At 59.5% G+C, this 26,060-nt stretch carries 21 protein-coding genes; 6 read left to right on the top strand and 15 right to left on the bottom strand.

Features of this window, described 5'->3' with window-relative positions; translation table 11 throughout:
- Nucleotides 1-20: 20 nt before the first annotated feature.
- From EXY20_RS21410 to EXY20_RS21390, 5 genes are all read right to left on the bottom strand, one after another.
- A complete protein-coding gene (locus EXY20_RS21410) occupies nucleotides 21-731 on the bottom strand; it encodes a FadR/GntR family transcriptional regulator (RefSeq protein WP_135554282.1) in 711 nt (236 codons plus the stop codon).
- Nucleotides 731-994, bottom strand: a complete 264-nt coding sequence (locus EXY20_RS21405) for a hypothetical protein (protein WP_135554154.1) — start codon at nucleotides 992-994, stop codon at nucleotides 731-733. The genes EXY20_RS21410 and EXY20_RS21405 overlap by 1 nt, the downstream gene beginning before the upstream one ends.
- 646 nt (nucleotides 995-1,640) lie before the next feature.
- Complete coding sequence (locus EXY20_RS21400; RefSeq protein WP_135554153.1) at nucleotides 1,641-2,744, bottom strand: M14 family zinc carboxypeptidase; 1,104 nt, start codon at nucleotides 2,742-2,744, stop codon at nucleotides 1,641-1,643.
- Between the two features lie 98 nt (nucleotides 2,745-2,842).
- On the bottom strand, nucleotides 2,843-3,652 hold the full coding sequence (gene racE / locus EXY20_RS21395) for a glutamate racemase (RefSeq protein ID WP_135554152.1): 810 nt from the start codon (nucleotides 3,650-3,652) through the stop codon (nucleotides 2,843-2,845).
- 140 nt (nucleotides 3,653-3,792) lie between these two features.
- A complete protein-coding gene (locus tag EXY20_RS21390; RefSeq protein WP_135554151.1) occupies nucleotides 3,793-4,737 on the bottom strand; it encodes a polysaccharide deacetylase family protein in 945 nt (314 codons plus the stop codon).
- A 206-nt stretch (nucleotides 4,738-4,943) separates the two neighbouring features.
- Here EXY20_RS21390 and EXY20_RS21385 point away from each other — a divergent pair, with 206 nt between their 5' ends.
- On the top strand, nucleotides 4,944-5,552 hold the full coding sequence (locus tag EXY20_RS21385; protein WP_167859410.1) for a DedA family protein: 609 nt from the start codon (nucleotides 4,944-4,946) through the stop codon (nucleotides 5,550-5,552).
- A gap of 84 nt (nucleotides 5,553-5,636) precedes the next feature.
- Here the strand turns inward: EXY20_RS21385 and EXY20_RS21380 are convergent, their stop codons facing one another.
- Together EXY20_RS21380 and EXY20_RS21375 are read right to left on the bottom strand one after the other, a co-directional pair.
- Complete coding sequence (locus EXY20_RS21380; RefSeq protein WP_135554149.1) at nucleotides 5,637-6,365, bottom strand: Maf family protein; 729 nt, start codon at nucleotides 6,363-6,365, stop codon at nucleotides 5,637-5,639.
- 37 nt (nucleotides 6,366-6,402) lie between these two features.
- The gene (locus EXY20_RS21375) at nucleotides 6,403-6,645 is read right to left on the bottom strand and encodes a DUF4321 domain-containing protein (RefSeq protein WP_135554148.1); all 243 of its coding nucleotides are present in this window, start codon (nucleotides 6,643-6,645) and stop codon (nucleotides 6,403-6,405) included.
- 271 nt (nucleotides 6,646-6,916) lie between these two features.
- Between EXY20_RS21375 and EXY20_RS21370 the strand changes: the two genes are divergently transcribed.
- Nucleotides 6,917-8,218: an N-acetylmuramoyl-L-alanine amidase gene (locus tag EXY20_RS21370; RefSeq protein ID WP_135554147.1), complete on the top strand. Its 1,302-nt coding sequence runs from the start codon at nucleotides 6,917-6,919 to the stop codon at nucleotides 8,216-8,218.
- Here the strand turns inward: EXY20_RS21370 and EXY20_RS21365 are convergent.
- Nucleotides 8,215-9,975: an SPOR domain-containing protein gene (locus EXY20_RS21365; RefSeq protein ID WP_135554146.1), complete on the bottom strand. Its 1,761-nt coding sequence runs from the start codon at nucleotides 9,973-9,975 to the stop codon at nucleotides 8,215-8,217. The two genes, EXY20_RS21370 and EXY20_RS21365, sit on opposite strands and share 4 nt — an antisense overlap.
- Nucleotides 9,976-10,133: 158 nt before the next feature.
- Here EXY20_RS21365 and EXY20_RS21360 point away from each other — a divergent pair, with 158 nt between their 5' ends.
- Nucleotides 10,134-10,655: an NUDIX hydrolase gene (locus tag EXY20_RS21360; RefSeq protein WP_135554145.1), complete on the top strand. Its 522-nt coding sequence runs from the start codon at nucleotides 10,134-10,136 to the stop codon at nucleotides 10,653-10,655.
- A gap of 101 nt (nucleotides 10,656-10,756) precedes the next feature.
- On the opposite strand, the gene EXY20_RS21355 is transcribed toward EXY20_RS21360, so the two are convergent.
- A complete protein-coding gene (locus tag EXY20_RS21355) occupies nucleotides 10,757-13,792 on the bottom strand; it encodes a DEAD/DEAH box helicase (protein WP_135554144.1) in 3,036 nt (1,011 codons plus the stop codon).
- A 190-nt stretch (nucleotides 13,793-13,982) separates the two neighbouring features.
- Between EXY20_RS21355 and EXY20_RS21350 the strand changes: the two genes are divergently transcribed.
- Nucleotides 13,983-14,369 carry a helix-turn-helix domain-containing protein gene (locus EXY20_RS21350; RefSeq protein WP_135554143.1) on the top strand — a complete coding sequence of 129 codons (387 nt, stop codon included), beginning with the start codon at nucleotides 13,983-13,985 and terminating at the stop codon, nucleotides 14,367-14,369.
- 65 nt (nucleotides 14,370-14,434) lie between these two features.
- Here EXY20_RS21350 and EXY20_RS21345 read toward each other — a convergent pair whose 3' ends face one another.
- From EXY20_RS21345 to EXY20_RS21330, 4 genes are all read right to left on the bottom strand, one after another.
- The gene (locus tag EXY20_RS21345) at nucleotides 14,435-15,745 is read right to left on the bottom strand and encodes an FAD-dependent oxidoreductase (protein ID WP_135554142.1); all 1,311 of its coding nucleotides are present in this window, start codon (nucleotides 15,743-15,745) and stop codon (nucleotides 14,435-14,437) included.
- A 77-nt stretch (nucleotides 15,746-15,822) separates the two neighbouring features.
- Nucleotides 15,823-17,409 carry a type 2 periplasmic-binding domain-containing protein gene (locus EXY20_RS21340; RefSeq protein WP_135554141.1) on the bottom strand — a complete coding sequence of 529 codons (1,587 nt, stop codon included), beginning with the start codon at nucleotides 17,407-17,409 and terminating at the stop codon, nucleotides 15,823-15,825.
- A gap of 74 nt (nucleotides 17,410-17,483) precedes the next feature.
- On the bottom strand, nucleotides 17,484-18,341 hold the full coding sequence (locus EXY20_RS21335; RefSeq protein ID WP_135554140.1) for a carbohydrate ABC transporter permease: 858 nt from the start codon (nucleotides 18,339-18,341) through the stop codon (nucleotides 17,484-17,486).
- Nucleotides 18,335-19,300, bottom strand: a complete 966-nt coding sequence (locus EXY20_RS21330) for an ABC transporter permease (protein ID WP_135554139.1) — start codon at nucleotides 19,298-19,300, stop codon at nucleotides 18,335-18,337. Before EXY20_RS21330 ends, EXY20_RS21335 begins: the two co-directional genes overlap by 7 nt.
- A gap of 172 nt (nucleotides 19,301-19,472) precedes the next feature.
- On the opposite strand from EXY20_RS21330, the gene EXY20_RS21325 reads away from it, so the two are divergent.
- Both EXY20_RS21325 and EXY20_RS21320 read left to right on the top strand, forming a co-directional pair.
- Nucleotides 19,473-21,275 (top strand): sensor histidine kinase, encoded by a 1,803-nt coding sequence (locus EXY20_RS21325; protein ID WP_167859409.1) that lies wholly within the window; start codon nucleotides 19,473-19,475, stop codon nucleotides 21,273-21,275.
- Nucleotides 21,253-22,791 carry a response regulator transcription factor gene (locus EXY20_RS21320; RefSeq protein WP_135554137.1) on the top strand — a complete coding sequence of 513 codons (1,539 nt, stop codon included), beginning with the start codon at nucleotides 21,253-21,255 and terminating at the stop codon, nucleotides 22,789-22,791. Before EXY20_RS21325 ends, EXY20_RS21320 begins: the two co-directional genes overlap by 23 nt.
- A 299-nt stretch (nucleotides 22,792-23,090) precedes the next feature.
- On the opposite strand, the gene murC is transcribed toward EXY20_RS21320, so the two are convergent.
- Together murC and EXY20_RS21310 are read right to left on the bottom strand one after the other, a co-directional pair.
- Nucleotides 23,091-24,473 (bottom strand): UDP-N-acetylmuramate--L-alanine ligase, encoded by a 1,383-nt coding sequence (murC, locus tag EXY20_RS21315; RefSeq protein WP_135554136.1) that lies wholly within the window; start codon nucleotides 24,471-24,473, stop codon nucleotides 23,091-23,093.
- 7 nt (nucleotides 24,474-24,480) lie between these two features.
- Nucleotides 24,481-25,863, bottom strand: coding sequence for a bifunctional folylpolyglutamate synthase/dihydrofolate synthase (locus tag EXY20_RS21310; RefSeq protein ID WP_135554135.1), 1,383 nt, complete (start codon nucleotides 25,861-25,863; stop codon nucleotides 24,481-24,483).
- Between the last annotated feature and the right edge of the window lie 197 nt (nucleotides 25,864-26,060).

Here is a 26,060-nt window from a genome sequence, read left to right as displayed (position 1 = left end):
CCAGTTTAGTTGGAGAAATTTTATTTGAGAAAACGGATCAGCACGCGTTCTACGTGGAACAGATGCTGCTTCATCTTTTCCTGGGCTAACGCCGCGTCGCGCGCGCAAATCGCGTCGAATATTTCTTCATGCTCGCGCAGCAGCTGTTCGGATACGGTGCGGCTGGCGTACATTTGCAGCCGGCGCGTTTCGCGGATGGCCAGCTCCATCTGCGCGGAAATCGTTTCGAGCAGGCGCGCCATGATCGAATTGCCCGTAGCGCCGGCGAGCGACAAGTGAAACGCCATGTCGGCGCGTTCGCCTTCCTCTTCGTTGCCGAGGTGGTCTTTCATCGTTTTCAGTATGCCCCGAAACGCTGCCAAATCTTCCTCGCTCCGCTTCTCGGCGGCAAGCGCCGCGTTGGCCACTTCCAGCGCCTTGCGCGCTTCGAGCAGCTCAAGGATCGTGTCGCTGCCCAGCAGCAGCGATTGCAGATCCGGCATGTTCACTTCGTCGGGCGCCACTTTGCGCACGTAGCTGCCTTCGCCCTGGCGGCTTTCGACGAGCCCCATCGCTTTGAGCGCGCTGAGCGCCTCGCGGATCGTCGAACGGCCGACTTCGAACGTTTCGGCCAGCTCGCGCGCCGCCGGCAGCTTGTCCCCCGGCTTGAACTGGCCGCCGGCGATCATCGTTTTGATGCGGCCGGCTATTTGGTCGGATATGCGATCCTGTTTGATTTTGCCCAGTTCCATCACGGCTTCACGTTCCCCGCTTCTCCATCGATTCGAATGTTGTACTTCCGCTCCATCCAGCTCGCGAACCAGCCGGCCAGAAGCATCGTCACCGCGATATCGTCGATCGGGATGAACGGCATGACATCGGGCAGCACCCAATACAGCAACACCGGCACAACGAACAGCAGCTTCATGCCGAGCGGCACCTCCTTCGACCGAAGCACGCGCCACACGACGCGAAACACATGCGACCATTGCCGCAGCGACAACCATTTGCGCATCCGGGACACCTCCTCGGGCAAGTTGCGGTACCTTTTCATCATATCAGAAATCGGGAAACAACACGAATGGCGGCAAAAAGCGCGTGAGGCGGTGGCGGGGACGGGGACAGTGCGCGGTGATGGAAAAGCAACTGAAAAACCTGGTGGAGAGCGGGAATAGTGGCGGAATGGCGAGATTCGTGACGAGGACGGGAAAGTAGCTGATACAACTGGTGGGGGACGGAGAAGTGGCGCATTGGCGAGGTTCGTGACGAGGACGGAGGGAAGTAGCGAGTACAACTGGTACTGACAGCTAGCGAAGCACAGTGGCGAGGGCCGCGACGAAACAGGGAAAAGCACCCCGCTAAAGGATGAGCGCTGAAAATAGCCCATAAAAAATGGCCTATTCGCCAGAAAACACTCGCCTCAACGAAAATAGCCAGCGAAAATAGGGCCTATTTCGTAAAAATGGCCCCGAAATCGAGCTTTTCAGCCGAATAGCCAGTGTTTTTACTGGCTATTTTTCGGCTGAAGCTCATTTTCAACGAAATAAGCCACAAAACATGGCTTATTTCTCCGAAGGCGGCGGCTCAGGCCACGCGCCCCTGGAAACAGCAGCCAAATCTGCTCCACGCCGCCGCACCGGCCGGCTGCGCAGCAGCCCCGCTCACGCATCAAACGCCGCCAGCAAAATCGCTGCCGCTTCCTCGTACAGGTCGTCGAGCTGCGACACCGGCAGCGGGTTGACGCCGAAGCCGAGCTCCACCGTAAAACCGGGGCGGCGATATTCCGCAATGAACCAGTCCTTGTAGCCGGCATCGCTGCCGGACAGCTTCACCGGCCGATAGCCGCTGACCCGGCCGAAGCGTTCGGCCAGCTCCTCCGCCTCCGGCGGCTCATAGTCGCGGTAGTTCCAATAAATTTCCCGCCCCTGCGTGTGAAACGCCAGGACGAGTCGAAAATCGCGCTCGCGCGTAAACCGCGCCAACGCCTCCGCTTCCGGCTCGCTGAGCGGCGCCGGGCCGCCGTAGTCGCGCGCCCCAGGCCCTTCCGCCGCGCGGCGATCTCGTTCCGTTTCCCAGCCGGCGGGAAACTGGTCGTTCAAATCGACGCCGCGAATGTTCGCTTTCCAGCGCGTGAACCGCGGCACGCCGTGGTTCCACTGCAGCAACTGCGCGTCGTAAGCCGGCTCGCCCGGCAACCCGGTCAGCACAAGCTCGACGCCGTCCGGGTTGACCAACGGCACGAGCCATACGGACGACTCCGCCAGCAGCCGCGCCATGTCCCGTCCGCGAAACCGCTCGCCCGCTTCCAGCGCGGCGGCGCAATCGGCGGCGAACCGGACAAGCAGCGGCGCCGTGATCCACTCGTTCGCATGCATCGCCGCATTGGCGAACCATACCTTCCCGCCGGTGCCGATGCGCAGCGCAACGATCCGTCGCCCGAGCACGCTGGTGCCAATCGTCTCCGTATGCAAGAATGAAAACCGCCGCTGCAGCGCCGCCACGTCGTCCATCAACTCGGCAAACCCGTACGGCGCGGGCTCGTCGGCATGCAGCCCCCTGCCCGGCGGAGGCTGGCTTTCCGCCAGCCCAACCGCAGAAGGCACAACCAACTCCGTGCCGGCTTGCAGCGCTTCCCCTTCCGTCACAAGCGGATTCGCCGCCAGAAGTGCCGTCATATTGATCCCGAATCGGCGGGCGACTCGCACGATCGTATCTCCTTGCCGGCTGACATATCGCTGTTGGTCCTTCCCATCCTTTTGCTGCATCTTGATCCTCCGCCCCCCGCAAAATGAAACGCCTCCGCACGCTCTACACCCGAGCGTTGCGGAGGCGCTTTCGCTGCCCTATATCCTTATGCGGCAAGTCAAATAATATTCGGCACCTGCCAGACGACAGGCGATACCATGATGTGCTCGCCAAGCCACGTTTGCGCAATTTGCTGAAACATCCTCGCGTCGCCGCTGCAAAAAAACTGGTGCACCGGCAGCTGCTTCGACCGCGCCAGCTGGCCGCGGTGATACAGAATCGTGCTGACCTCGCGCGCCGTTTCTTCGGCGGAGCTGATGAGCGCAACGGGACGTTCCATGACAGCTTCGATATCTTTGCTCAGAAACGGGTAATGCGTGCAGCCAAGAATCAGGCAATCGAGCGGATAAGTGCGAATCGGCGTCAATGCTTCCCTTACTGCGGCGCGCGACTCATCCGTGTTGAACTTGCCTTCCTCGACGAGCGGGACAAGTGTCGGGCAGGCAAGACTGACTACCTCGATATAAGGCGATATTTCCTTTAGCGCATGCTCGTACGCCTTGCTTCGAATCGTGCCTTCCGTGCCGATGACGCCGACGATGCCGCGGCGCGACATTTTGATTGCCGCCCTTGCGCCGGGATGGATGACGCCGACGACCGGGATATTGACAACGGAACGAATCCGGTCTATGGCGACCGCAGTTGCGGTGTTGCAGGCGATGACGATCATTTTGGGCCGAAACTGCAGCAAATAATCGACGATTTGACGCGTAAACAGGTTGATCTCCTCATACGGACGAGGACCGTACGGCGTTCTTGCAGTATCGCCAAAATAAATAATTTTTTCCTGCGGCAGCTGCCGCATGACTTCCTTGACGACGGTAAGCCCGCCGACGCCCGAATCCAATATCGCGATAGCCTGCTCCAAGCAAATACGCTTCCTTTGCGTCAAAGTTAGAATTCATCCATAGCGTATGAGCGGTTCGCTCGAAACGTACCGGGACATATGTTCCGATTATGCTATGCGCGAAAGCCGTTGTCAAACCCGGAGCGCCGTGCGGCAGACGATCATTTGGCCAAATCGGTCATCGGCGCCAGCTCGTAGCCTTGCCGCTGAATTTCTTTGATAATCCGGTCAAGCGCGTTGATGTTGTCTTCCGAACCTTCGTGCATCAGGATGACGGCGCCGTCGTGAAGCTGGCCGATGACGTCCTGGTAGGCTTCTTCCGCGCCGCCTGCGCGCGGCTCCCAGTCGCGCATGGCGACCGACCAGAAGACGGACGTATACCCCATGTTCGAAACGAGCGTCATCAGATGATAATTGTAAGTCCCGTACGGGAAGCGGTAGAAAGGTGCAACATCCTTGCCGGTAATCTGCTTGTAAAGGACGTTGAAATCTTCGATTTCCTTCTTTACGGCTTCGTCGGACAACGTCGTTTGGTCTTTATGCGTCATCGTATGGTTGGCGACGATGTGGCCGTCCGCCGCCAGCTTGCGGATGAAGTCCGGGTAAGCCTTCATATTGTAGCCGGCGATAAAAAAGTTGCCGACCGCATGATTGTCCTTAAACGCCTTCAGCAGTTTGTCCGTATCGCCCATCGGCCCGCCGGCGTCGATCGTCAAATACACTTTTTTGCCTTTGCCGACCCAGGCCGCCTTGTCCGTCGGCTGCAGCTTCTTGACGTCTGCCGGGAAATCCGGTACGACGCCTTTTCCTTTTTTCATGTAGTACCAGGAAATCGGCTTCTTGTCTGCCGGCAGCGGCGCGACCGATTTCACCGGCGTTGGGGTCGGCGTCGGTGTTGGCGTTGGGGTCGGCGTTGGCGTGGGTGTCGGCGTCGGGGTCGGCGTTGGTGTTGGAGTAGGCGTCGGTGTTGGCGACGGCGTAAGCGTCGCGGTCGGTGTAGCCGTGGCGGTAGGCACGGCGATTGCCGGTTCCGATCCGTTGCAGGCGGCGAGCAGCAGCGATATGGAAACGGAGGTCATGATCGTGGCGGCAAACTTGCGTTGCATAGTAAAACGCCTCCCGGAAATGGACTCGAATGGATGATACAAAAGGTTGCCCTTGTATATTCGACAAAAACCGAGCGATTCCTCCGCGACAAAAAACCGGCCTCCGCCTCGACCATGGTCGGGCGGCAAATTCGGCCCGCGGCCCGATAACCGCGGCTGCCCGCACAGTTATACTGGGAACATTCCGGAAAACGAGGCGAACGATCATGAACGGTTTGGAGCAATTGTTTGAGCAATACGGTTATTGGCTGCTATTCCTGGGGCTCTTGGCCGAATCGGTAGCGCTGCCGTTTCCCGGCGAGCTTGCCATGGCATACGCAAGCCATCTGGCGGACGGCGGAAATTTGGCGCTGTGGGCCGTATACGCGGTCGTCTTCGCCGGCGCCACCGCGGGCACTACAATAACGTATGCGCTAGGGCGCAAACTTGGGCTTCCTTTTTTCGAACGCTACGGGAAGTTCATCTTCCTGAGTCCGGCGCGCATCGCCAACATGCAAACCTGGTTCGCCAAATACGGCACCAAGCTGCTGCTCGTCAGCTATTTTATCCCGGGCCTGCGCCATTTCACCGGGTATTTGTCGGGCATGCTGCACATCCGGCTGCGCACGTTTCTGCTGTTCAACCATACCGGAGCGCTGCTGTGGGTGCTCGTCTATTGCACGATCGGTTATCTGCTCGGCGACAATTGGGAGCGGGGCATCCATCTTGTCAGCAAATACTCGCTGCGGGCGGGCATCTGCGCCGCAGTCATTCTGATTGTTTATTTAACGGTCAAAAAAATGCGTTCGACGCGCTCGCAACATCCCGGCGGCTGAAGGGGTACAAAAAAGAGTCCCTCGCAAGATGGGACTCGCTCGCATGTATGCTCGAATTCTGACTCTCCTGCCGGTTTCGACTCCTTAAGTTTCCGTTGGCATGCACCGCACACCGAACTTCAGCAGCATCTGATACAGCATATTTAATGGAAGCCCCATCACGCTGTAAAAGTCACCTTCGATTTTTTCGACAAAACAAGCTCCCAATCCCTGTGCCCCGTAACTTCCCGCCTTATCGAGCGGCTCGCCGGTTTCTACATAAGCGGCAATTTCCCTGTCGCTCATCGGCCGGAATGTCACGCGGCTGACCGTATGCCCGACCGCAATGTTGGCTTCCGCGCCCGGCGGCTCCGGCCATACGCGGTACCGGCCGATATCGCCGAAGCGAGTGCCTTCCTCCCACTGGAGCGGCTCCGTTGCCGGCGCGGCCGCATCGACGCAGGCGACGCCGGTGTAGACGTTGTGCGTTCGCCCTTGCAGAGCAGCCAGCATCCGCCGCGCGTCCGCTTCGTCCGCCGGCTTGCCGAGCACGACGCCGTCCAGCACAACGATCGTGTCGGAGCCGATCACGATCCCCGCAGCCGGAGACGATCCCGGCTCGCAGGTCCGCATTTTGCCGCAAACGGCTTCGGCCTTGCGCAGCGACAGCGCTTCGACGATTTGCTCCGGCGCAAGCCCCGGCTCCACCGATTCGTCCGCATCGCTGACGATTACGCGATAAGGCAAGCCGAACGTACGAATCAGTTCTTGCCGGCGCGGCGAAGAAGAAGCGAGCACCAGCGCCCGTGTTGCAATTGTTGCCTGTTCAACCATGAACGAATCTCCTTTCGACGCCGGCTTCGATGCGCCGCTAAAGCTTCCGGTAAATCCAGAACGCCGCGGCGACGCCGATGATGCACAACAAATTCAGCTTGATCTGCAAATCGAGATCGTATTTGATGACGCTAAGGTCCGCCTTCGGCTGCCACGTGAGCGAAACCGACTTGGTCAGCACCGACAGTCCCGACACGGGAGCGAGCAACTCCGAAACGATCATCCCCGCCACCAATCCGAGGATAAGGCAAATCAGCAGCACCCAATTGTTTTTTTTCACCTGATATCCTCTTCCCATTCGTCCAACGTTATCCTTGCCGGGCCTGCTACGCCGACTTGCTTCGAGCTATAACTATTATATGAAATCGCGACTACGGTCGTCTACTGGAGGTGCTCATCGTGCAATCGCGCGGACTCTGGATGAAATTTCCGGATTCCTTCTCTCTCTCATTCCTAGTACAATTGTGAGATAACCCTGCAAACCGATTACATTTTACTATACAATCATGCAGCTTCCCGGCTGCCGCCATAGACACCAAGGAGGACCCGCAATGAAGAAGTGGCTGCAGCTTACGGCCGTTGCGCTGCTTTGCGCATTCGTCTTTCCCTATCCCGCTTCAGCTGTGAAAATCGTCGTCGACGCCGGTCACGGCGGCTACGATCCCGGCGCGATCGGCGTGGGCGGCCTGCAGGAAAAAACGGTCAATCTCGACATCTCGCTGAAGCTGCGCGACGAGCTGCAGCGCCGCGGCTACATGGTAGCCATGACGCGCGAAGACGACCGGTTCATCGCGCTGCCGGACCGGGTCTCGTTCACGAACGGGCAAAACGCCGATTTGTTCGTCTCCGTCCATGCCAATTCTTACCCAAACGCCAGCATGACCGGCTCGATGGTGCTTTATTACGACGACGACTACCCGCAAGCCGACTATCCCGCAAGCGAAGCGATGCGGGCGCTCAGCGCGGTCAATCGCGCGTTTGCGACGCAGATGCTGCAATCGTTTCTCGCCGGTACGGGACTCGGCAACAAAGGCATCGTGCCCAGTGCGGTGCACGTGGTGCGCATGGGTACGATTCCGAGCGTGCTCGTGGAAACGGCATTTCTCAGCAACCCGGCAGAGGCGGCGCTGCTCGCCATTCCCGAGAAACGGACAAGCATGGCGCTGGCGATCGCCGACGGCATCGAAGCTTTCCGGCCGCCGATCTTTCCCGATCTCGGCCAGCATTGGGCGCAGCAAGCCGTCATGCGATTATACGCGCTGGGTTACGTCCAGGGTGCCAATAACTTGTTTTATCCGAATCAGCCGCTGACGCGCGCGGAGCTGGTGACGATGCTGGGGCGCGTCTTCGCCGGGACTCCGGGCGCCGTCGATACGGCGATCGTACCGTGCGCGACGGCGCAAACGCCCGCCGCCGGCTCCGGCGTAACGGCCGCCGTCTACGGGACGGGCGGCAAGGAACCGATATGCAACGTGCCGGTGTTCCGCGACCTGGCGGCGACGCACTGGGCGTACGACGCGATGCGGCAGGCGGCGGCCAGCGGCTGGCTGCAAGGCTATCCGGACGGCACGATCCGGCCGAACGCGCCGGTAACCCGCGAGGAAAGCGCCGTGCTGCTCGACCGGCTGCTGCAGCTGGCCATCCCCGCTTCCGGCTCCGCCGCAACAGGGAAACTGCCGTTCACGGACGTGGCGCCGACAGCGTGGTCGGCCTCCGCAATCGCCAGACTGGCCGCTGCCGGTATCGTGCAGGGCGCGTCGAACGACAAATTCGCACCGCAAAGGCAAGTAACCCGCGCCGAAATGAGCGTCATGCTCGATCGTTACGTCAACGCGGCAAAAGACGCCGGTTAAACCGGCGTCACGAGTTGCAGCAGCTTCTTTTCGGCCACAAGATAATCCATCACGTTCGATTGCGCTTGCCAGAGCATCGCGATCGAACGATTTTTTTTGTATTCGTCGATCGACAGCTTGGCGGTGTCGAGCGCGTTGTTCATTTTTTGCAGCTGCGCTTTCGCTTCGGACGAAGCGCCTTCGGCTGCTCCCGCCACCGTTTGCGACCAGCTTTGGTGCGCCGATGCGAGCGATTGGTACGTCGCGTCCTCAAGCGGCGTCGTTTGCCCGCTTTCGAGCTTGAGCAGCGTCAGCGCGTTCATCATTTGCGCCAGCTTGTCGGATTGAGCGATATAGGTTTGCACTGCCTCCGCTTTGCCATTCCAGACGATCCTGCTGGCGGCGGGAATCGTTACGGTTTTCAAGTATACTTCGAACTTTTTCGCTTTCAGCTGATCGCTCAGCGCTTGCGCGTCCTCCTTCGTCCCGGCGACGCCGGCATAGACGTAATATTTGTCCGCCGCTTCGGTGACGCCGGCAAACCCGCTTTTGCGCAGCTCGGCTTGTGCCGTAGCCGCGCCTTGCTCACCCGCGAAGCCGCCATTTTGCAGAAAAACGTATGACTTGGCCGGAATCGACACGGCAATCGTATTCGCCGCAGCGTTTGCGCCAACCGCCGAGTCTTTGACGCCGGCGGCCGATTTGCCGTCGGTAGATGCCGATGCGGGGGCGGCCGATGCATTTTTGTCCGTCGTCGCCGACGTTTCCTTGGCCGAGCCGCCGCTTCCGCCAAGCTTCGTCAGCTCGCCGAGCGACTGGCCGGAGAACAGCGACAGCACCAGCAAACCAAGCAAGCCGCCGGTTATGACCGCTCCGACGACCGTAGCGGCGATTTTCATCCAAGGCGTCCGCGAATGGCGCACGTACCGCGGTCCCGTCACCGAAAGAGGCGGATGCGGCGGCGGATCGTCATCGCGGCGATCGTAATCGTCCAGGCGGCCTTGATACCGGTCGTCGCGTAAGCCGGCGTCGTGCATCCGGTAGTCCCACTCGTCCTCGAGCCGCATGCCGCCGGAGCCGCGCACCGGTTTGCGCTCCTGCTCCCGGCGATCGCCCTTCGCCGGCATCCGCTGCGATTGCCGCTCCACCGGAAGCCATTCGTTCGTGATCGGGTCCGGCGCCAGCTCCCAGTCCCGCTGCGGCTGCAGCTCACGTCGCGCTCCAGCCTGCCTGTATGGCGGCTGCGCCTCGCCGCCGTGTCCGGGCGACGGCTGTCCGGCGGCATGTCCCGCCGCCTTGCCGTACCGATCGCCGCCGCGCATTTCCTCTTGCCATGCCCGGCTTTGCCGGTCATGCTCTCCAGTTACCGGCTCCTGCGCTTCGAACGGCCGCTGGCGTTCTGCCCTGCCGCGTTCCCGCTCCCGCTCGTCCGCATGGCTGCCGACCGGCGGCCGCCGTTCGTCTGTGCGGTCCCGCGCCGATTGCCGCCGTTCGTTCGACTCGAGGATGAGCCGTTCGATCCGCTCCGTCTCCTCGTCGAACGGGCTGTTCCAGCCGGTCGGCACTGGCTCGGATTTGGCCGCGTAACCCGGTTCCGGGCCGCGCCCGCGCTGCTGCGCTTCGGCAACCGGCTCCTGTTTTTTGGCCGGCTGCACCTTTTCCTCGACGACGTGATACTCTTCCCCGTACAGCGGAATCACTCGCTGCGTTTCGCCTTGCGCTGCGGTTTCCTTGCCCGGTTCCCGGTTGATCCGATATGTAATGCGCGCCTTGTTCATCGCCCAATCGCTCCCTTGTCCTTTCTTGTTACCATGCTATGCGGACAAGGGACGAACTATGCCAGTATGCGGAAGCATGCGGAAAGGGATGCCCGATTGCGGGGACAAATGATATGATAGAAATCAATATTCGATATCAGGAGAGAAGATAAACGCTCATGTTCCGTTATACGCTCGGTTTCATCAAACAAAACGATCGTTTGCTCATGCTCAATCGGGACCATGCTCCGGCGAAAGGACTCTGGAACGGGGTAGGCGGCAAAATCGAACCGGGCGAAACCCCGCTGGCGTGCATATTGCGCGAGGCATGGGAAGAAACGGGAATCCGGCTGACTGCGGCCGAGGTACATTTCAAAGGCATTGTTTCCTGGCAAGTGGACGAAACCGACTCGGGCGGCATGTATACGTTCCTGGCCGAACTTCCGCCGGATGAAGCCTACCGGACTCCGCGGAAAGTGGACGAAGGCGTTCTGGATTGGAAAGCAATCGACTGGATTTTGGCGGACGGCAACCTGGGCGTCGGGGAGCTGATTCCCCGTTATTTGCCGGCCATGCTCTTTCGCGAAGAACGGTACGAACACCGCTGTACGTTGTACCGCAACAAGCTGACCGACTATTCGGCCATCCCTTTGGCAGGCGATCCGCTGTATAGCGAATCGGCTCGGTATAGTTGCGATTAGAGTCGGTGCGGAGCACGCTCGATGAAGGTGTTGCAAAATAGGTCATGATTTATGGCCTATTTTGTAAAAAGCAGGCATCCTCACTAAAATAGCCAGTGAAATCACTGGCTATTTCCGACGAGGGGGGCGAAATGGGGCAAATAAGCCATTTTTCGTGGGCTATTTTGGTTCGATCCGGCAGCACCACCTCTATGAGCTTTTTCTTGTCCTTCAAAGGTGTCGGATCTGCCCAACAGCTTATTCAGCAGCCCGCACGGTACGATTATCGCCCCGCCAACCACGATGGGCGGCATCGCGGAGATAAGCTTTTCCGCTTCCAGTTCGGCGAGCCGCTTCTGCATGCGGGCGGCCAGTTCCCCGGCGCGACGGGACGTCACCTGCGAATTGTACCTGGCGCCGATTTTGCCCGCCGTCTGCTTCCGCTTCAGGTCGACAGAGCGGAGGTCCCAGTACCGGATCTCGGCGGTCAGCCGCTCCTTGACGGCTTTTGCGGTCTTGTCGATGAGTTTGATTTTGCGCGCTTTCACTTCCCTGACGTGGGCAGGGATCATGGCGTCGATGACATAACCAATCGCAATATCCTCCACGTTCGTCCGAAGCCATTGCTGACTGTTCAGGAATGGCAGAATGACGGCTTGTTCGTCGCCGTTGGCGGCGCGATAGTCAAGATACGGCGCATATCCGGCGTTCGCCGCCGATTTGTCCGCCTTGATTTCCACAAAATGAACGCGCCTGGAGATCACGCGCCTGCTCCCGTTCGGCAGGATCATGCCGTCCTGCACACAATCCTCTACATAGCATAGCAAGCGTGTTTCCGTGCCGCAGTCGCTGTCATCGACGAATACCGCGCCGCGTTTCAGCACATCTCCATTGCGCTCGCGCACAAGATCGACGGTTGCTTCCAGAAGCGGATGCCCGGGGGCAATCCGTACGGCGGGAGCTTGTCCCTGTTCGCTGCGGCAAGTCTTGTCGAAGCAGACCCGCTCGTAGTACGAAAGCACCGGCTCGCCGAACCCGAGCTGCGCACCGCGGTTGCGAAGGGCGAACGGCACGGAAGAGATTTCGTAGCGTCCCTTTTCTCGCGGGCGGATTATGCCGCCGACGCTCCGGAAGGCTTCTATAAAAAACGCCTTAATAAATTGCGGTTGGAGTTTGTAAGCTTCCGTCCGCTCCATGTCCTCACGAATGGCCATCACCTGGCTCACGTCCATCGCGTCTTCGTTCAGGGCGTGCTCATCAGGCAGTCTGTACAATTCCGCGCGGTTCAGCGAATGATCGACGATCCGATTCAATCGTTCGCGAATTTCCCGCGGCACGAGGTTCCACAAGTGACAAACTTCCGTTTGCCCAATGCAGTGAATGCGCCCGAAACGCCGTTCCAGGCGATTCGGGTTCCACGGCAGGTCGTAGTTGATCATCAAGTGAGCAAGCTGCAAATTAATGCCTTCGCATGCCGCATCGGTGGCGATGAGAATATGCACTGCCTTGTCGCGCATGAACAGTTCCTCTACCTTGCGCCGCTCGTCGCGAAGCATACTGCCGTGAATGGTTGCGACGGCTTCCTCGCTGCCGAGCAAAGAGCGAATTTTGGCGGCAAGGTAGCGGAGCGTGTCGCGATGTTCGGTGAAAATAATCAGCTTTTCGCGCAACCCGCCGCCGCCGAACATATGGTCATTGTCACGGAGCAGATTGGCAAGTTCGTCCCACTTGCCATCTTCGCCGCTCTGACGGACGTCGCCGGCCATACGCTCCAGTTTGATCAGCGCGGCGATTTCCGCTTCCAGTTCCCCAATGGTCCGGGCGGCGGAGGCCTGGCCGACGACCTCCTCCTCCGTGTCCTCCAACTCCGCGGACGGCATATCGTCATAGTCGCAATCGTCATCGCCCAGAGCGATATAGGCAGCCGCGCACCCGCCCAGCCGTTCCTCCGCGAGGCGGCTCTCCAAACGCTCACGGCGGCGTTTCAACGATTGATAGATCGCTTCCGGCGAGGAAGCAAGACGACGCTGCAAAATCGTCAGCGCGAAGCCGACGGTAGACCAGGGTTCGCTGTTCAGGTATTCGGCGCGGTTCAACTCGTCCCGCACATAGTCGGTGACCGCGGTATACAGCATCGCTTCCAGCGGCGAAAGGCCGTAGTTGACCGTATGCACTCTGCGTTCGGGAAACAGCGGCGTGCCGTCAAATTTCAGCAAGTCCTCTTTCACAAGCCGCCGCATCACATCCGACACCTCCACAGCTTGACCGCCGCTTCGCGGTACTCCTCCAAAACGGTCCTGGTCGATCAGCGACATAAAGAGCTGAAAATCCTCATCTTTGCCATTGTGCGGTATCGCGGTCAATAACAAGAAATGCCGCGTAATGGACGAGAGCAACCGGCCAAGCTGGAAGCGTTTCGTGTACTTGACTTCGCCGCCCTTGACCGTGGCCGACATCTTGTGCGCATCGTCGCAAACAATCAAATCCCAGTCCGTGACCCGCAATTTCTCCAGAATCCCCTGGTTGCGGGACAACTTTTCCGGACGAACGATGATCAGGTTCTCCTCCGTGAACCCATTTCCCGTAACCGCCGATTCGATGCGGTCGTTCGTCAACATGACAAATCTCAGGTTGAACTTGCGGTCGAGTTCGTCCTGCCACTGCTCCGCCACATTTCCCGGCGCAACAATCATGCATCGTTTCAGGTCGCCGCGCATGAACAGTTCCTTGATGAGTAACCCGGCCGTAATCGTTTTGCCTGCGCCGGAGCCGTCTGCCAGAACGTAACGAAGCGGCAACCGCGAGAGCATTTTCCGGTAAACGGCAGCAATTTGGTGAGGCAGCGGTTCGATGGCAGACGTATGCAAGGCGAGATATGGGTCAAAGATAGGGGCATGGCCGATGCGGTATGCTTCCGACACGAGCCGCAGCAGGTTCGCGTCCGCGTCGAAACGCCGCGGCAGGCAGTTGACGCAAGCGCTCAACTTGTCCTCGTCCTCCCTGTACAGGAGCTGGTTGGCCAGTTGGCCGCAAGCATGCTTGAACGTAATCTCCAGGGCGGCGTTGCCGTACCATTTGACTGCCACAACGTTTACCTGCGCGCTCCCCGCGATACCAAACAACCTTGCCCCGACGGTTATTTCCTCCAGCCGAACCACCGGCTCATTCCTCCTTCCACCCGCTTCGTCTGATCCCGGACGTTGGCGGACATAAGCGCGCAATTATCTTCACAGAAGCAAATCAATTAAATTGTACCACTGATAGCGTATTTTATAAACATAATAATTCCCTGAAGGTATCTCATTTTACCACATAATTCAATACCCTCATTTTGAGGTGGTGGCAGGCATGTCTGACTTTCGCAGGTTGGTCGGCGAGCAGTTAAGAATGATTCGCAAAAATAGAGGGTTCACCCAAGCGCAAGTAGCTGAAAAAACCGGCAAGGAAGGCATGAGCAAATCGCATATTTCGGATATTGAGCGGGGGCGGAAAAATATTTCGCTGGACACATTGGATGTCCTGATGAATGCGCTGGAGATTGCTCCGAATGAATTGTTCAATTTCCACGAATTAAACCGTTCGGGCGAAATCGGGGAAAAGAAGCTGCTCCTTGATCTTCATAAACAGCTGCTCATGGAAAGACCGATTGAAGATGTGCGATATGTGGTGCGGACGGCGAGAGATTTTCTCGATACGGTGGATCACAAAGTTCCGAAGCGAGATGCGAAGCAGTGACGGGAAAAAGCCGCCCCCGGCCTCAACTATCGAGGCAACGGGGGCGGCTTTCGCTTTCGCCTGCGCTACGCGTCTTCGCGATCCATCAGCCGCCGCACGTCCGGCCACGCCAGCTCGTGCGGCAGCACGCCGCTCGCCGCGCTGAGCGCCGCCGCCGCGCCGGCCGCTTCGCCCGTGGCGACGGAATTGCCGGTGACGCGGTAGCTGGAATGCGCGATGTAGTCGCCGCTGATGCACCGTCCGGCCATCAGCAGGCCGTCGACATCGCGGGCGATCAGCGCGCGCAGCGGAATGTCGTACGGCTTCGACTTGATGCCGTAGTTGGACAAACCGTTCTCGTGGCGGTTTTTCTCCTTGCTGAACGAATGCACGTCGACGCCAAATTTGACGTACGCCGCAGCATCCTCGTGACGCGCTCCCGCCACGATATCGTCGCGCGTCACCTTATAGCGGCCGTGGAGGCGCCTGCCGTCGCGCACGCCGATCTGGTCGGCAGAAGCGACCAACTGGATGCCTTCCCACACCCCGCCCAGCGCGCGCAACGCGTCGACGATGGCGCTTACTTCGCGGCGGGCGCGCAGCGTCGCCGCCGTTACCTGCGCTTCGTCGAACGGCGTTACGCCGTACTCGTGGTTGACCATAATCGCAACCAACTGGTCGCGAATATGGAACAGTGTCGGCCGCATATAGGACGGCTCCAGCCCGGCGCGGTTGATTTCGCGCAGGAAGCCTTGCCACGCCAGCTCGCGCAGCTCCTTGTCGAGATCGCCTTCGTAGAAGGAGATGTACTCCTTGATTGCCGCCGCGTCCTTGACATTGACGAGCGCCATGAACGTCATCGGCTGCGTTTCCCCCGTCCCTTCGAGGCCGTAGTCGAAGCCGTTGCCGGCCAGCGCCCCGAGGTCGCCGTCGCCGGTGCAATCGACGAACGCAGCAGCCGACCATGCCTGCCGGCCCGACTTCGACTCCGTGATCACGTTGCGCAGCCGGCCGCTGCCGTCCTTCGTCGCCGCGACGACACGCGTATGCAGTTGCACGGTCACACCCGCTTCCGCGCACATTTCCTCCAGCAGCAGCTTCATCGCTTCGATTTCGTACACGTACTTGTCCGGGTTCGTCCCCCGGCGCGCCCCGCGCCGGTCCAGCTCCCGCGTCAGCTCGCGGCTGAAGCCGGCCTGGTCGAAATCGAACACCCACGCCAGCATGCCCGCCGTCCACACGCCGCCGAGGCAGCCCGCCACTTCGAACAGCGCCGTTCGCGCGCCGGAGCGCGCCGAACGAATCGCCGCCGCCACGCCCGCCGGGCCGGCCCCCGCCACAATAACGTCATATTGGCCGGCAATCGCCGTCTGAAGCTGCTCATCAATATGTTGCATGCCATTTCCCTCCTTCGAACGGCTTCGGAGGAACGCGCCGCAGCCGTTCCTCCTTCCGTCCGCTCCGCCTTATCGGTTTATTTGATCGCGCCTTTGTCCTTGAAATATTTTTGCGCGCCGTCCAGGAAGCTCTTGTACTTGAACGTCGTCTCGAGGTTCGACAGGAACTTGTCGTACTGGTCGATCGCCGTTTTGCCGTAGGCGAACTGCACGAGCTGCTCGGCGATGTAACGGCTCGCATCGGCCGCATTGTAGCCTTCCGGCAGCGGAACTTCGGTCGTGTAAGACATTTCGTGCGGCTGATTGAACGCGTTGTCGATGTACGGCTGCTGCTTGGCGAATTTCGACGGCAGGTATACCTTGTCGTCGCGGCCGAACATTTGATACAAGAAGAAGTAAGTGCCTTCCTCGGCCAGCTTCGGCGTCGGCACCACAACCCCGTTCTGGATATTGTAATGCACGCCTTCGATGCCGAACTGGCTGAGATAAGCGCCTTTCTGCGTGCCCATGTAGTCAAGCAGCGCCAGCACCCGGTTCAGCTTGGCCGGGTCCTTCTCCAGCGACTTCGGCAGCACGATGCCGCCGCCGCCCGCTCCGACTTCCCACACGTTGTTCGAACGGCCGCCCGTTCCCTGAATCGCTTCCAGCTGCGCCCATTCCGCCTTGGCGTTGACCGCCTTCCACTGCTGCACGTATTCGTCCTTCATCATACTCGCCCAATCGATGAAGGCGATGCCGGCTTTGCCCTGGAACGCCGCCGTACGCACATTGGCCGACTTGTTCGCCACCAGCTCGGGGTCGACGTAGCCGCCCTTGATCAACTGGTTGATATACGTCAATGCGTCCTTCATCTTCGGCGCGTACAGGCTGTTCTGCAGCGCGCCGTCCTTGATCGTAAATTCGCCCTGCAGCAAATCGCCGATGCCCATGTTGACGCCAAATGCGCCGAAGATCGGGTCGAACGCGGCAAGCCCGTTGCCGGTAATGCCGTACGTATCCTGCTTGCCGTTGCCGTCGGGATCGTTCAACGTAAACGCTTTCGCCACCGCCGCCAGCTCTTCGAGCGTTTTCGGCGGCTGCATGCCGACCTTGGCCAGCCAGTCCGTGCGAATCCAGTACGTAAAATAGCGCTGCGACTGCCCCGGCAAACCCGGAATGAAGTACATTTTGCCATTCTGAACGCCGTTGTTGAAAATTTCGTTGCCCAAATATTTTTGCAGGTTCGGCAGCTTGTCTTTGTACGGCGCCAGATCGAGCAGCACGCCGCGTTTGGAAAAATCGTCGACCTTCTGTTTATTCAGCACGAACGCGTCGGGAAAATCGTTTGCCGCCACGCGCACGTTCAGCTTGCTGTCGTATTCCGGCACCGGATTGAGCACGAAGTCGATGTTCAGCTCTTTTTCGAACACCGGGCGCAGCGCGTCTTTGTCCGCGGACGGCATCGCCGCGCCGGCGCCCAAATCTTTCATGATTTCGATCTTGAACTTTTTGCTCTTGTCGTCGTCGGGCGCCTTGGACGGCGAAGCGGATGCCGTTGCCGAGGCGGACGGCGCCGTGGACGGTTGCGCCGCCGGCGTTTCCGATTTGCTCGAGCAGGCGCCGAGCACCGTTCCTACGGCAAGCAGCGCGCTTGCCGAAACCAGCCATTTGCTTTGTTTGTTCATGCGATTGCCCCTCCCAAAAGTGAAAGTTGTGAACCTTTTGCCCCATTCAGTCAAAGACCCCTCGGATGCCGCCTTCAGCTTTTGACCGCGCCAAGCATCACCCCTTTGACAAAATGCTTCTGCACGAACGGATATACGGCGATGACGGGAATGCTGGCCAGCACAATCGACGCCATCTGCAAGGACATCGTCGGCACTTTGATATCCACGTTGTCGAGCGACTCGCCCGCAGTCAATATTTGCCGGATGAGCACTTGAAGCGGGTACAGCTCGCGTTTGGAAATATAGAAGATGGCCTGAAAAAATTCGTTCCAGTGTCCCACCGCGTAAAACAAGCCGATCGTCATCACCGACGGCAGCGACACCGGCAGCACGATGCTGCGCATGATTCGCGTTTCGGAAGCGCCGTCGATGCGCGCCTGCTCGAACAGATCGTCGGGAATTTCCTGAAAGAAGCTTTTCATCAGCAGCACGTTGAACGGCGATATCGCGGTCGGAATAATCATCGCCCAGATCGAGTTGAGCAGCCCCGTGCTTTTGACGATCAAATAGGTGGGGATGAGCCCCCCGCTGAACAGCAGCGTAAACACGACAACGAACAGAAACGTCTGGCGCAGCGGCGTTTGCCGGCGGCTGAGCGGGTAGGCGGTGAACACCGTCAGCAGCAAATTGACCAGCGTGCCGACGACGGTCACGATGACGGTCACGACAAAGGCGCGCGGAATTTGCGCCTGGTTCAGCAGCGTCGCATAGGCTTCGAACGACAGCGCGTGCGGGATCAGGATGAAGCCGCCGTTTTTCAGCACCTCGGAATATGGCGTCAGCGAGCTCGACACGACGAAAAACAGCGGAAACAATACGATCAGGATGACGACAATCAGCGCTGCTGCGACAAAAGCGTCGAACACGCGGTCTTTGGCCCCGCTTACCATATGCCGCCCCCCCACCGTTTCGCCAGCCGGTTGGCGACCAGCACCAGCGCAAGCCCGATGAACGACTTGAACAGGCCGACGGCCGACGACAAGCTGAAATTGAGCTGCTCCAAACCGCTGCGGTACACCCAGGTGTCGATAATGTCGGCGACCTGGTACACATTGATGTTGTACATGACGAAAATTTGGTCGAAACCGGCGTCCATAATATGCCCGAGCCGCAAAATGAACAGCAGCACGATCACGGAACGAATGCCCGGCAGCGTAATGTGCCAGATTTGCCTGAACCGCCCGGCGCCGTCGACGCGGGCCGCTTCGTAAAGCGTCGGATCGATCGCCGCAATGCCCGCCAGGTAGATGATCGCGCCCCATCCGGCGCCCTGCCAAATGTCGGAGCTGATCAGAATGGTGCGGAACCAGTCGTTCGAGCTGAGGAACGGCACCGACGAATGGCCGGAGTCGACGATCCAGCGGTTGACGAGCCCCGTGCTTTGCGACAGCAGCGCGACGAGAATGCCGTACACGATTACCCAGGACAGAAAGTGCGGCATGTACGTCACCGTCTGTGAAAACCGCTTCAGCCAGCCGACCCGGCATTCGTTGAACAGAATGGCCAGCACGATCGGCGGCAGCATGCCGAACGCCAGCCGGTACACGCTGATCAGCAGCGTGTTGCCGATCAGCTGCGAGAAATACGGCGAATCGATGAAAAACTTGATGTGCTTGTACCACGGATTCGCCCACGGGCTGTTTGTAATCCCTTTCAGAATGTCGTAATCCTTGAATGCGATGAGCGCGCCGTAGATCGGGAAATACTTGTATACGACGAACCAGGCAAGGCCCGGCAGGAGCATGAGCAGCAGCTCCTTGTATCGCCACATGCGCTGTAGCAGCCCGTTTTTGCGCGCGCCTCCCGCGGTAATGTTGGCGAGATGCCCGGCGGCGGCTGCATTTTTCATGGTGTTCACCTGCCCTTGTCGGTTGAGTAGCCTTATCGTAGCACCCGATCCGAAACGTTCGACAGATACGATTTTATCTTTTGCATCGTACGATTTTAGTGGCCTGGTGGTCAGTCGGCAGTCGCTGTGCTACGATGAAACCACGATTCTTCGGCGCCAGGAGGGACTTTCGATGCCGGCCAACCGCATCATTGCCAAGCTGCTTCCGGCCCAAATCAAATACCGGCTGATGCTGGCGTTTCTCATTTTTATTTTGCTGCCGTACACGGGCTTTCAGCTTTACAGCTTTGGTACGATCGACAACACGATCCGCGCCAATCTGGTCAGCCAGAACCGGGAACAGCTCGCCTTCCTCAAAAGCAACTTCGAGGACATGAAGGTGTCGATCCAGAATGCGGTGCTGCTGTTCGAGAACGACCCGGAGATGATCGCCATCCTCGACCGCCCGGGAACGATGCCGGAAGAAACGAAAATCGTCAAAACGAAATTTGCCGATATGGAGAACCGGATCGACTTCGGCAATGGCATTTCCGTGCAATTTCTGCTGGCCGGCGAGAACGGCGGGCTGTACATGTCCTACATTCCCGAGCTGCAAAAAAGCGACCGCACCTTCGTCAGCCAGCCCGCCATTCGCGCCCTGCTGGAAAATCCGTATCTCAGCGAGTGGTCGGACGCCTCCCCGGTCGACTTGCTTGGCCGTTATGCGCCCGGCAATACGCCTTACGTGACGCTGACGACGACGCTCAAAGGCAATCGCGAAACGCCAAACGCCCTCCTATTCGTGTTTTTCGACTATACGACATGGCTGAAGACGAGCGTGGCCAAATTCCCGGTCAAGCAAAATTATTTTCTGCTGGGCAACGACGGGGGACTGCTGACGCAAACGGAGCCGGCCATGACGATCGAATCGCACGCCATCCGCGATATGACCGCCCGAAAAAGCGATGGCGGTTTGTATACCCGGTCGGACGGCCCCTACGTCATCAGCTCGATTCCGCTGACGTCGTTTCATTGGCAGCTCGGCTGCCAGTTCGACCTCAACCTGTTTCTCGGCAATATTCAGCAGATGAAGCGGCAATTCTGGATTACGATGCTCGGCTTGACCGGCCTGTTCCTGGGCCTTACCGTGCTGATTTCGTCATTGGTCACAAGGCCGCTGCTCCAGTTGAAAAAAAATATGCTGCGCACGGCGGACAGCAATTTCAAGCAGCAAATGAAGGAAAACCCGTATGCCGGCGAAATCGCCTCGCTCACGCATGCTTACAACCAGATGATCGTCGACATGGACGCGCTCATTCGCAAGCTCAAAATCGAGGAACGGCAAAAGGAAGCGCTTCGCTTCCAGATGCTGCTCACCCAGATGAACCCGCATTTCCTGCTCAATACGCTGAACACGATCAAATGGATCGCCATAGGCCACGAGGAGGAAACGATCGCCGAAGCTTGCGTATCGCTTGGCATGCTGCTGGAGTCGAGCCTGGCCAGCGAATCGGAGCTGATCTACTTGAAGGATGAGCTGGAGCTCATTTCCGCTTACGTGAATTTGCAGCAAATTCGTTATGCGGGAAAACTCGATATTGCGATCGATTTTGACGAATCGCTGCAATTTGCGCTGGCGCCGAAGTTCGGGCTGCAGCCGCTGGTCGAAAACGCGATCCAGCACGGCATCACGCCGCTGAAGCGGCAAGGCCGCATCGCTATTCGGGCGTATTCCGCCGGCGACACGCTGCTGCTCGAAGTGGAAGACAACGGCGTTGGCCTGGAAGTGTCGCGGTCGGCGGCGCCGCGCAAGTATCGCAAGGGCATCGGGGTTATTAATTTGCGCGAACGGCTGGCGCTTATGTTCCGCGGCGAAGCGGAGCTGACGCTGACGCCGCTGGCGGAAGGAACGCTGGCGCGCATGCGGCTGCCGCTGCTGCTGTCCAATCCTTATTCGGAGGAGGAGAAACCGGATGCGGACCGTATTTCTCGTTGAAGACGAAGAAGCCGTTCGGGAGCGGGTGCGCAAGCTGATTCCGTGGGAGCAGCTCGGCTTCCGGCTGGCCGGCGAGGCGGGCGACGGCGAAGAGGCGCTGGAGCGGATTATGCAGCTCAAGCCGGATTTGATCATCAGCGACATCGTTATGCCGATCATGGACGGCATCGAGCTGCTGCAGCACGTGCGCCGCGCCGGCCTCGACTCGCAGTTCGTCATGCTCACCTGCATGAACGAATTCGAATATGCGCGGCAGGCGCTCGAATACGGCGCTTTCAGCTATGTGCTCAAGCTGTCGATGACCGTCGAGCAGATGCGGCAGCTGCTGCTCAAGGTGCGGTCGAAGCTGGACGAGCGCGACAGTCTGCAGGCGCAGCTCGCGGCGGGGCCGTTCCTGCGCCATTACGGCCAGCTGTGGGAGCGGATGTTCGGCCAGGATAAACAACCGGCGGCGCCTGAAGCCGCGCCGCAGTTTCAAGGCAAGGCGAACCGCAGGGTGACGATCGTGGCGGCGCTTGCCGGCGGCGAAGCGGAGCGTTACGCCCGCAGCATGCCGCGGGACGAGGGCGGCGACCCGCTGCCGCTGCAAGCGCACGCTTTCGCCAAAGCCGGGATCGCGACGTGGTTTCTGTGGCGCGAAGCGGGGCGCGAGCGCGAACCGCGCGATGAAGCGAGCATCGCCGCCTGGGCGGCAACGCTGCCGGACGCGGTGCGTACGGAAGCGGCGGATGCGGCCGACCTGCCGCGGCAGTGGCGTCAAGCGCTGCGCAAGCTGGACGCCGTCTGGTACGGCGAAGCGGCCGGTTCGGCCGGCACCGCGGTCGGCGCGGTCGGTGCGTCAGCCGGGGCGGCGGCTGTTGCGACTGCTTCCGCGGGGCGGCAGACGATCGCTTGGCCGCAGGAACGCGAGTTGTTCCAGGCGTTCGAGGAGATGAAAGCGGGCGAGTTTCGCCGGCAGCTCGCCGGCATCTGGGCGGACATGGCGCATGCGGCGGTGCCGAGCGTACAGGTCAAGCAGACGGCCGAACGGCTGCTGGCGACGTTCGACCGCATCGTCGGCCGCAGCGAGCCGGGCCCGTTCGACACGGACCGCTTCCGCACCCACGGCGAGCTGCTCGCCTGGCTGCAGGCCGAAGGCGAACGCCGGTTGAACGAAACGATCGAAGCGCATTCGCGGTTCACCGATCATCCGGAAATCAACAAGATCGTGCACTACATCCGGCTGCACTATCATACCGACATCACGCTGGAATCGATGGCCAAATACGCCGCCATGGACAAACATTATTTGAGCGGTCTGTTCCGGCGCAAGACCGGCGACACGCTGATCCACTTCGTGCACAAGACGCGGCTCGAACACGCCGCCCGGCTGCTGGCGAGCACGGACCTGAGCCTGGGCGAAATCGCCGAACGGGTCGGCATCGCCAGCGACAATTATTTGATCAAGCTGTTCAAGAAGGGGTACGACATTACCCCGGCGGAGTACAAGCGGCGCTGTGCGGCGGGGGAGCGTTAGAGGCGAGTCAGCGCAGCAGCAAGCCAATTTTGCTTCTGTGCCGCTCCGATCGGTGCCGTCTGCCAAATAGGCCATGTTTTGTGGCTTATTTCGCCAAAAAAGGTCCGCCTCTCCGAAATAGCCAGTAATATCACTGGTTATTTCTTTGAAATGGTCGATTTTCGGGTTCCGGGATTGAGATAGCCAGTGTTTTCACTGGTTATTTCCGACGAGACACCCCAAGTTGAGCAAATAAGCCATTTTTCACTGGCTATTATCAAAAAAACCTGCCCCCTATTGCCGGGGGCAGGTTTTGTAGCTTACGACACGTGCCGGCTGCGAATCGCTTTCGCCAGGCCGTCGGCCGCTTTCCAGATGTCGCCGGCGCCCATCGTCAGCACCAGATCGCCGCTGTGCACGCTCGCCAGCAGCCGGTCGAGCACCTCTTCCTTCGTCGGCACATACTCGACATTGGCGTTGCTGTTGATGCGAATCAGCTCGACGAGCCGGCCGGAGCTGACGCCTTCGATCTGCTTTTCGCCCGCCGGGCTGTAAATGTCGGTGATGATCACTTCATCCGCCTCGGCGAAAGCGCGGCTGAACTGATCGAACAGGAAAAAGGTGCGCGTATACCGCTGCGGCTGGAACACGGCAATGATCCGTTTGCCGGTCGCCTTGGCGGCGCTGATCGTCGCCTGGATTTCCGTCGGGTGGTGCGCGTAATCGTCGATCACGAGAATGCCGTCCTGGTCGCCCAGCACCTGGAACCGCCGCTTCGCGCCGCGGAAGTCGGTGATCGTCGCTGCGACCTGGTCAAACGTAAGGCCCGCCTCCAGGCAGGCGATCAGCGTCGCCAATGCGTTGTACACGTTGTGCCGCCCCGGAATCGACAGCGTCAGCTCGCCGAGCGGAACGCCCGCGTGGACGACGCCAAACGACACCCGACGGTCGCCGAGCCGAATGTCCGTCGCCCTGTAATCGGCTTCGCGATCGATGCCGAACGTCACCACTTCGCCGTTGATGTGCGGCATCAGCTCCCGCACGTGTTCGTCGTCGCTGCAGACGATCGCTTTGCCGCCGTCCTTCACCTGGCTGAGAAACTGCGCGTACGCAGCTTTCAATTGATTGAAATCGCCGTCATAATTTTCGAGATGATCGGCTTCGATATTGGTCACGACGGCAAGCGTCGGATGGTACTGCAGGAACGTGCCGTCGCTTTCGTCGGCTTCGGCGACGACATATTCGCCTTTGCCCGCTTTGGCATTGCTGCCGACGTTCATGATTTCTCCGCCGATGATGAAAGTCGGGTCCTGCCCGCAAGCTTCCATCACCAGCGAAATCATCGACGACGTCGTCGTTTTCCCGTGCGCGCCCGCAACGGCGATTCCTTTGCGGTCGTTCATGAGCCGGGCGAGCATCTGCGAACGGTGCAAAATCGGAATGTTCAGCTCTTCGGCGCGTTTGATTTCGACATTGTCTTTCGGCAGCGCGGTCGAATAAACGACCAGATCGGCCCCTTGCACATTGCCCGCTTCATGGCCGATATACACCTGCGCCCCTTTGGCGACGAGCTTCTCCGTCAATTCCTGCTGCGCCAGGTCGGAGCCCGACACGTGATACCCCATTTCCAGCATCACCTTGGCAATCGCGCTCATCCCGTAGCCGCCGATCCCGATAAAATGCACATGTTCCGTCACACTCACGGCCCGCTCACCAACCTTTTTCAGAATCGGATTTATGCAAAATCCACGACCGTACGTCCGAGATCAAATAAAGCGTCCCCGCCACTACCGCCAAATCGTCTTCGCCGGTTGACCGCTCAAGCTGCTCCAGCGCCAGTTTCCAATCCGGTTCGACGACGATTTCCACGGTTGCGCCGATTTCCGCCGCCTTCTTGCGCGCCAGATCGGCGAGGGCGGAGGCGTCCATCTTTTTCACCCAAACCGGCTCCGTCACGATCAGCGTATCGACCAATGGTAGTATATGATCCAGGTATCCCGAATGATTCTTGGTCGACAGCATGCCCATCAGGAAGCGCAGCTTCCGGTAGCGATAGACGACGCGCAGCGCCGCCGCCAGCGATTCCGCTCCTTCGGGATTGTGCGCCCCGTCAAGCAGGATGCGCGGCTGCTCCGATACCATCTCGAGCCGGCCGGGCCACTGCGTCGCCGCCAGCCCTTCGCGCAATTCCTCGTCGTCCACGATCAACGCGTAATACTGGCGCAGCACCTCCAGCGCCATGACGGCGACGGCGGCGTTCTTGAACTGGTGGCTGCCGTTCAGCGTGATGGGCAGCCGCTCCAGCCCGCGGAACGGTCCGCGAAAATCGAACGTTTGCCTATCCAGCTGCGACTCCACCGGCTCATAATCGAACTCGCGCCCAAGCAAATAAAGCGTCGCCTTCCGCTCCTTGCACACCGCTTCGATCGTTTCCACGACGCCGGGCTGTTCCACCGCGCTGACGACGGGGACGCCGTTTTTGACGATGCCGGCCTTCTCGAAGGCCACCTTCTCGAGCGTATCGCCGAGAATTTCCATATGATCGTGCTGCACATTCGTGATGACCGACAGGATCGGCGTCACGATGTTCGTCGAATCGAGCCGGCCGCCGAGACCGGTTTCCCAGACGACAAAGTCCGGATACGCCACCCTGGCAAAATACAGTATCGCCAAAGCCGTGCTCACTTCAAACATCGTCGGTTCGCCGAGCTCGCCGGCGGCGATTGCCTCGACATGCGGCTTCATCTCGTTCACCAGCCGCAGCAAATCGGCTTCGCCGATGTCGGCGCCGTTCACCTTGATCCGGTTCGTATACTTCTCCAGGTACGGCGACGTGAACGTGCCGACGTCGTACCCGCAGCGGGCGATCACCGCGCTCAAATAGGCGCAGGTCGAGCCTTTGCCGTTCGTGCCCGCCACATGAATGAATTTCAGCCGCCGGTGCGGATTGCCGAGCCGTTCCATCAGCGATTCCATGCGCAGGAGCCCCGGGCGGATGCCGAAGGAAACGCGCGACGTAATCCAACGGACGGCTTCCTCGTAAGTGCCGAATCCGGCGACGGCCGGACTTTCTGCAAGATCCATTTGACTCATCCCTTTAATATATGAAATCGCGAGCGGGTGTTGACAACAACACCCGCTTCGTGTGTGCTAGGGCGTGTCTGAAAACCCGCTCGAGGTCAACTTGCACCGCCTTTTCGCCCCCTGCTGCGTCACTTTTGCTTGACTTACCCCCGGTAAGCCTGCTCAAAACTTCCTTGCATGGGACGAAAATTCGGCACAATCTGTTC

Origin of the sequence: Paenibacillus cymbidii, assembly GCF_004764705.1 — a bacterium.
Taxonomy (GTDB): domain Bacteria; phylum Bacillota; class Bacilli; order Paenibacillales; family NBRC-103111; genus Paenibacillus_AN; species Paenibacillus_AN cymbidii.
The sequence above is the reverse complement of the archived record's forward strand: the minus strand, read 5'-3'. Positions and strand labels throughout refer to the sequence as shown.

Bases quoted from the DNA above. Each gene is read 5' to 3' on its own strand.
- EXY20_RS21330 (WP_135554139.1), bottom strand. From the start codon at position 19,300: ATGAAAAATGCAGCCGCCGCCGGGCATCTCGCCAACATTACCGCGGGA.
- EXY20_RS21340 (WP_135554141.1), bottom strand. From the start codon at position 17,409: ATGAACAAACAAAGCAAATGGCTGGTTTCGGCAAGCGCGCTGCTTGCC.
- EXY20_RS21350 (WP_135554143.1), top strand. From the start codon at position 13,983: ATGTCTGACTTTCGCAGGTTGGTCGGCGAGCAGTTAAGAATGATTCGC.
- EXY20_RS21310 (WP_135554135.1), bottom strand. From the start codon at position 25,863: ATGAGTCAAATGGATCTTGCAGAAAGTCCGGCCGTCGCCGGATTCGGC.
- EXY20_RS21335 (WP_135554140.1), bottom strand. From the start codon at position 18,341: ATGGTAAGCGGGGCCAAAGACCGCGTGTTCGACGCTTTTGTCGCAGCA.
- EXY20_RS21360 (WP_135554145.1), top strand. From the start codon at position 10,134: ATGTTCCGTTATACGCTCGGTTTCATCAAACAAAACGATCGTTTGCTC.
- EXY20_RS21325 (WP_167859409.1), top strand. From the start codon at position 19,473: ATGCCGGCCAACCGCATCATTGCCAAGCTGCTTCCGGCCCAAATCAAA.
- EXY20_RS21400 (WP_135554153.1), bottom strand. From the start codon at position 2,744: ATGCAGCAAAAGGATGGGAAGGACCAACAGCGATATGTCAGCCGGCAA.
- EXY20_RS21365 (WP_135554146.1), bottom strand. From the start codon at position 9,975: ATGAACAAGGCGCGCATTACATATCGGATCAACCGGGAACCGGGCAAG.
- EXY20_RS21320 (WP_135554137.1), top strand. From the start codon at position 21,253: ATGCGGACCGTATTTCTCGTTGAAGACGAAGAAGCCGTTCGGGAGCGG.
- EXY20_RS21385 (WP_167859410.1), top strand. From the start codon at position 4,944: ATGAACGGTTTGGAGCAATTGTTTGAGCAATACGGTTATTGGCTGCTA.
- EXY20_RS21345 (WP_135554142.1), bottom strand. From the start codon at position 15,745: ATGCAACATATTGATGAGCAGCTTCAGACGGCGATTGCCGGCCAATAT.
- EXY20_RS21410 (WP_135554282.1), bottom strand. From the start codon at position 731: ATGGAACTGGGCAAAATCAAACAGGATCGCATATCCGACCAAATAGCC.
- EXY20_RS21405 (WP_135554154.1), bottom strand. From the start codon at position 994: ATGCGCAAATGGTTGTCGCTGCGGCAATGGTCGCATGTGTTTCGCGTC.
- EXY20_RS21380 (WP_135554149.1), bottom strand. From the start codon at position 6,365: ATGGTTGAACAGGCAACAATTGCAACACGGGCGCTGGTGCTCGCTTCT.
- EXY20_RS21370 (WP_135554147.1), top strand. From the start codon at position 6,917: ATGAAGAAGTGGCTGCAGCTTACGGCCGTTGCGCTGCTTTGCGCATTC.
- EXY20_RS21390 (WP_135554151.1), bottom strand. From the start codon at position 4,737: ATGCAACGCAAGTTTGCCGCCACGATCATGACCTCCGTTTCCATATCG.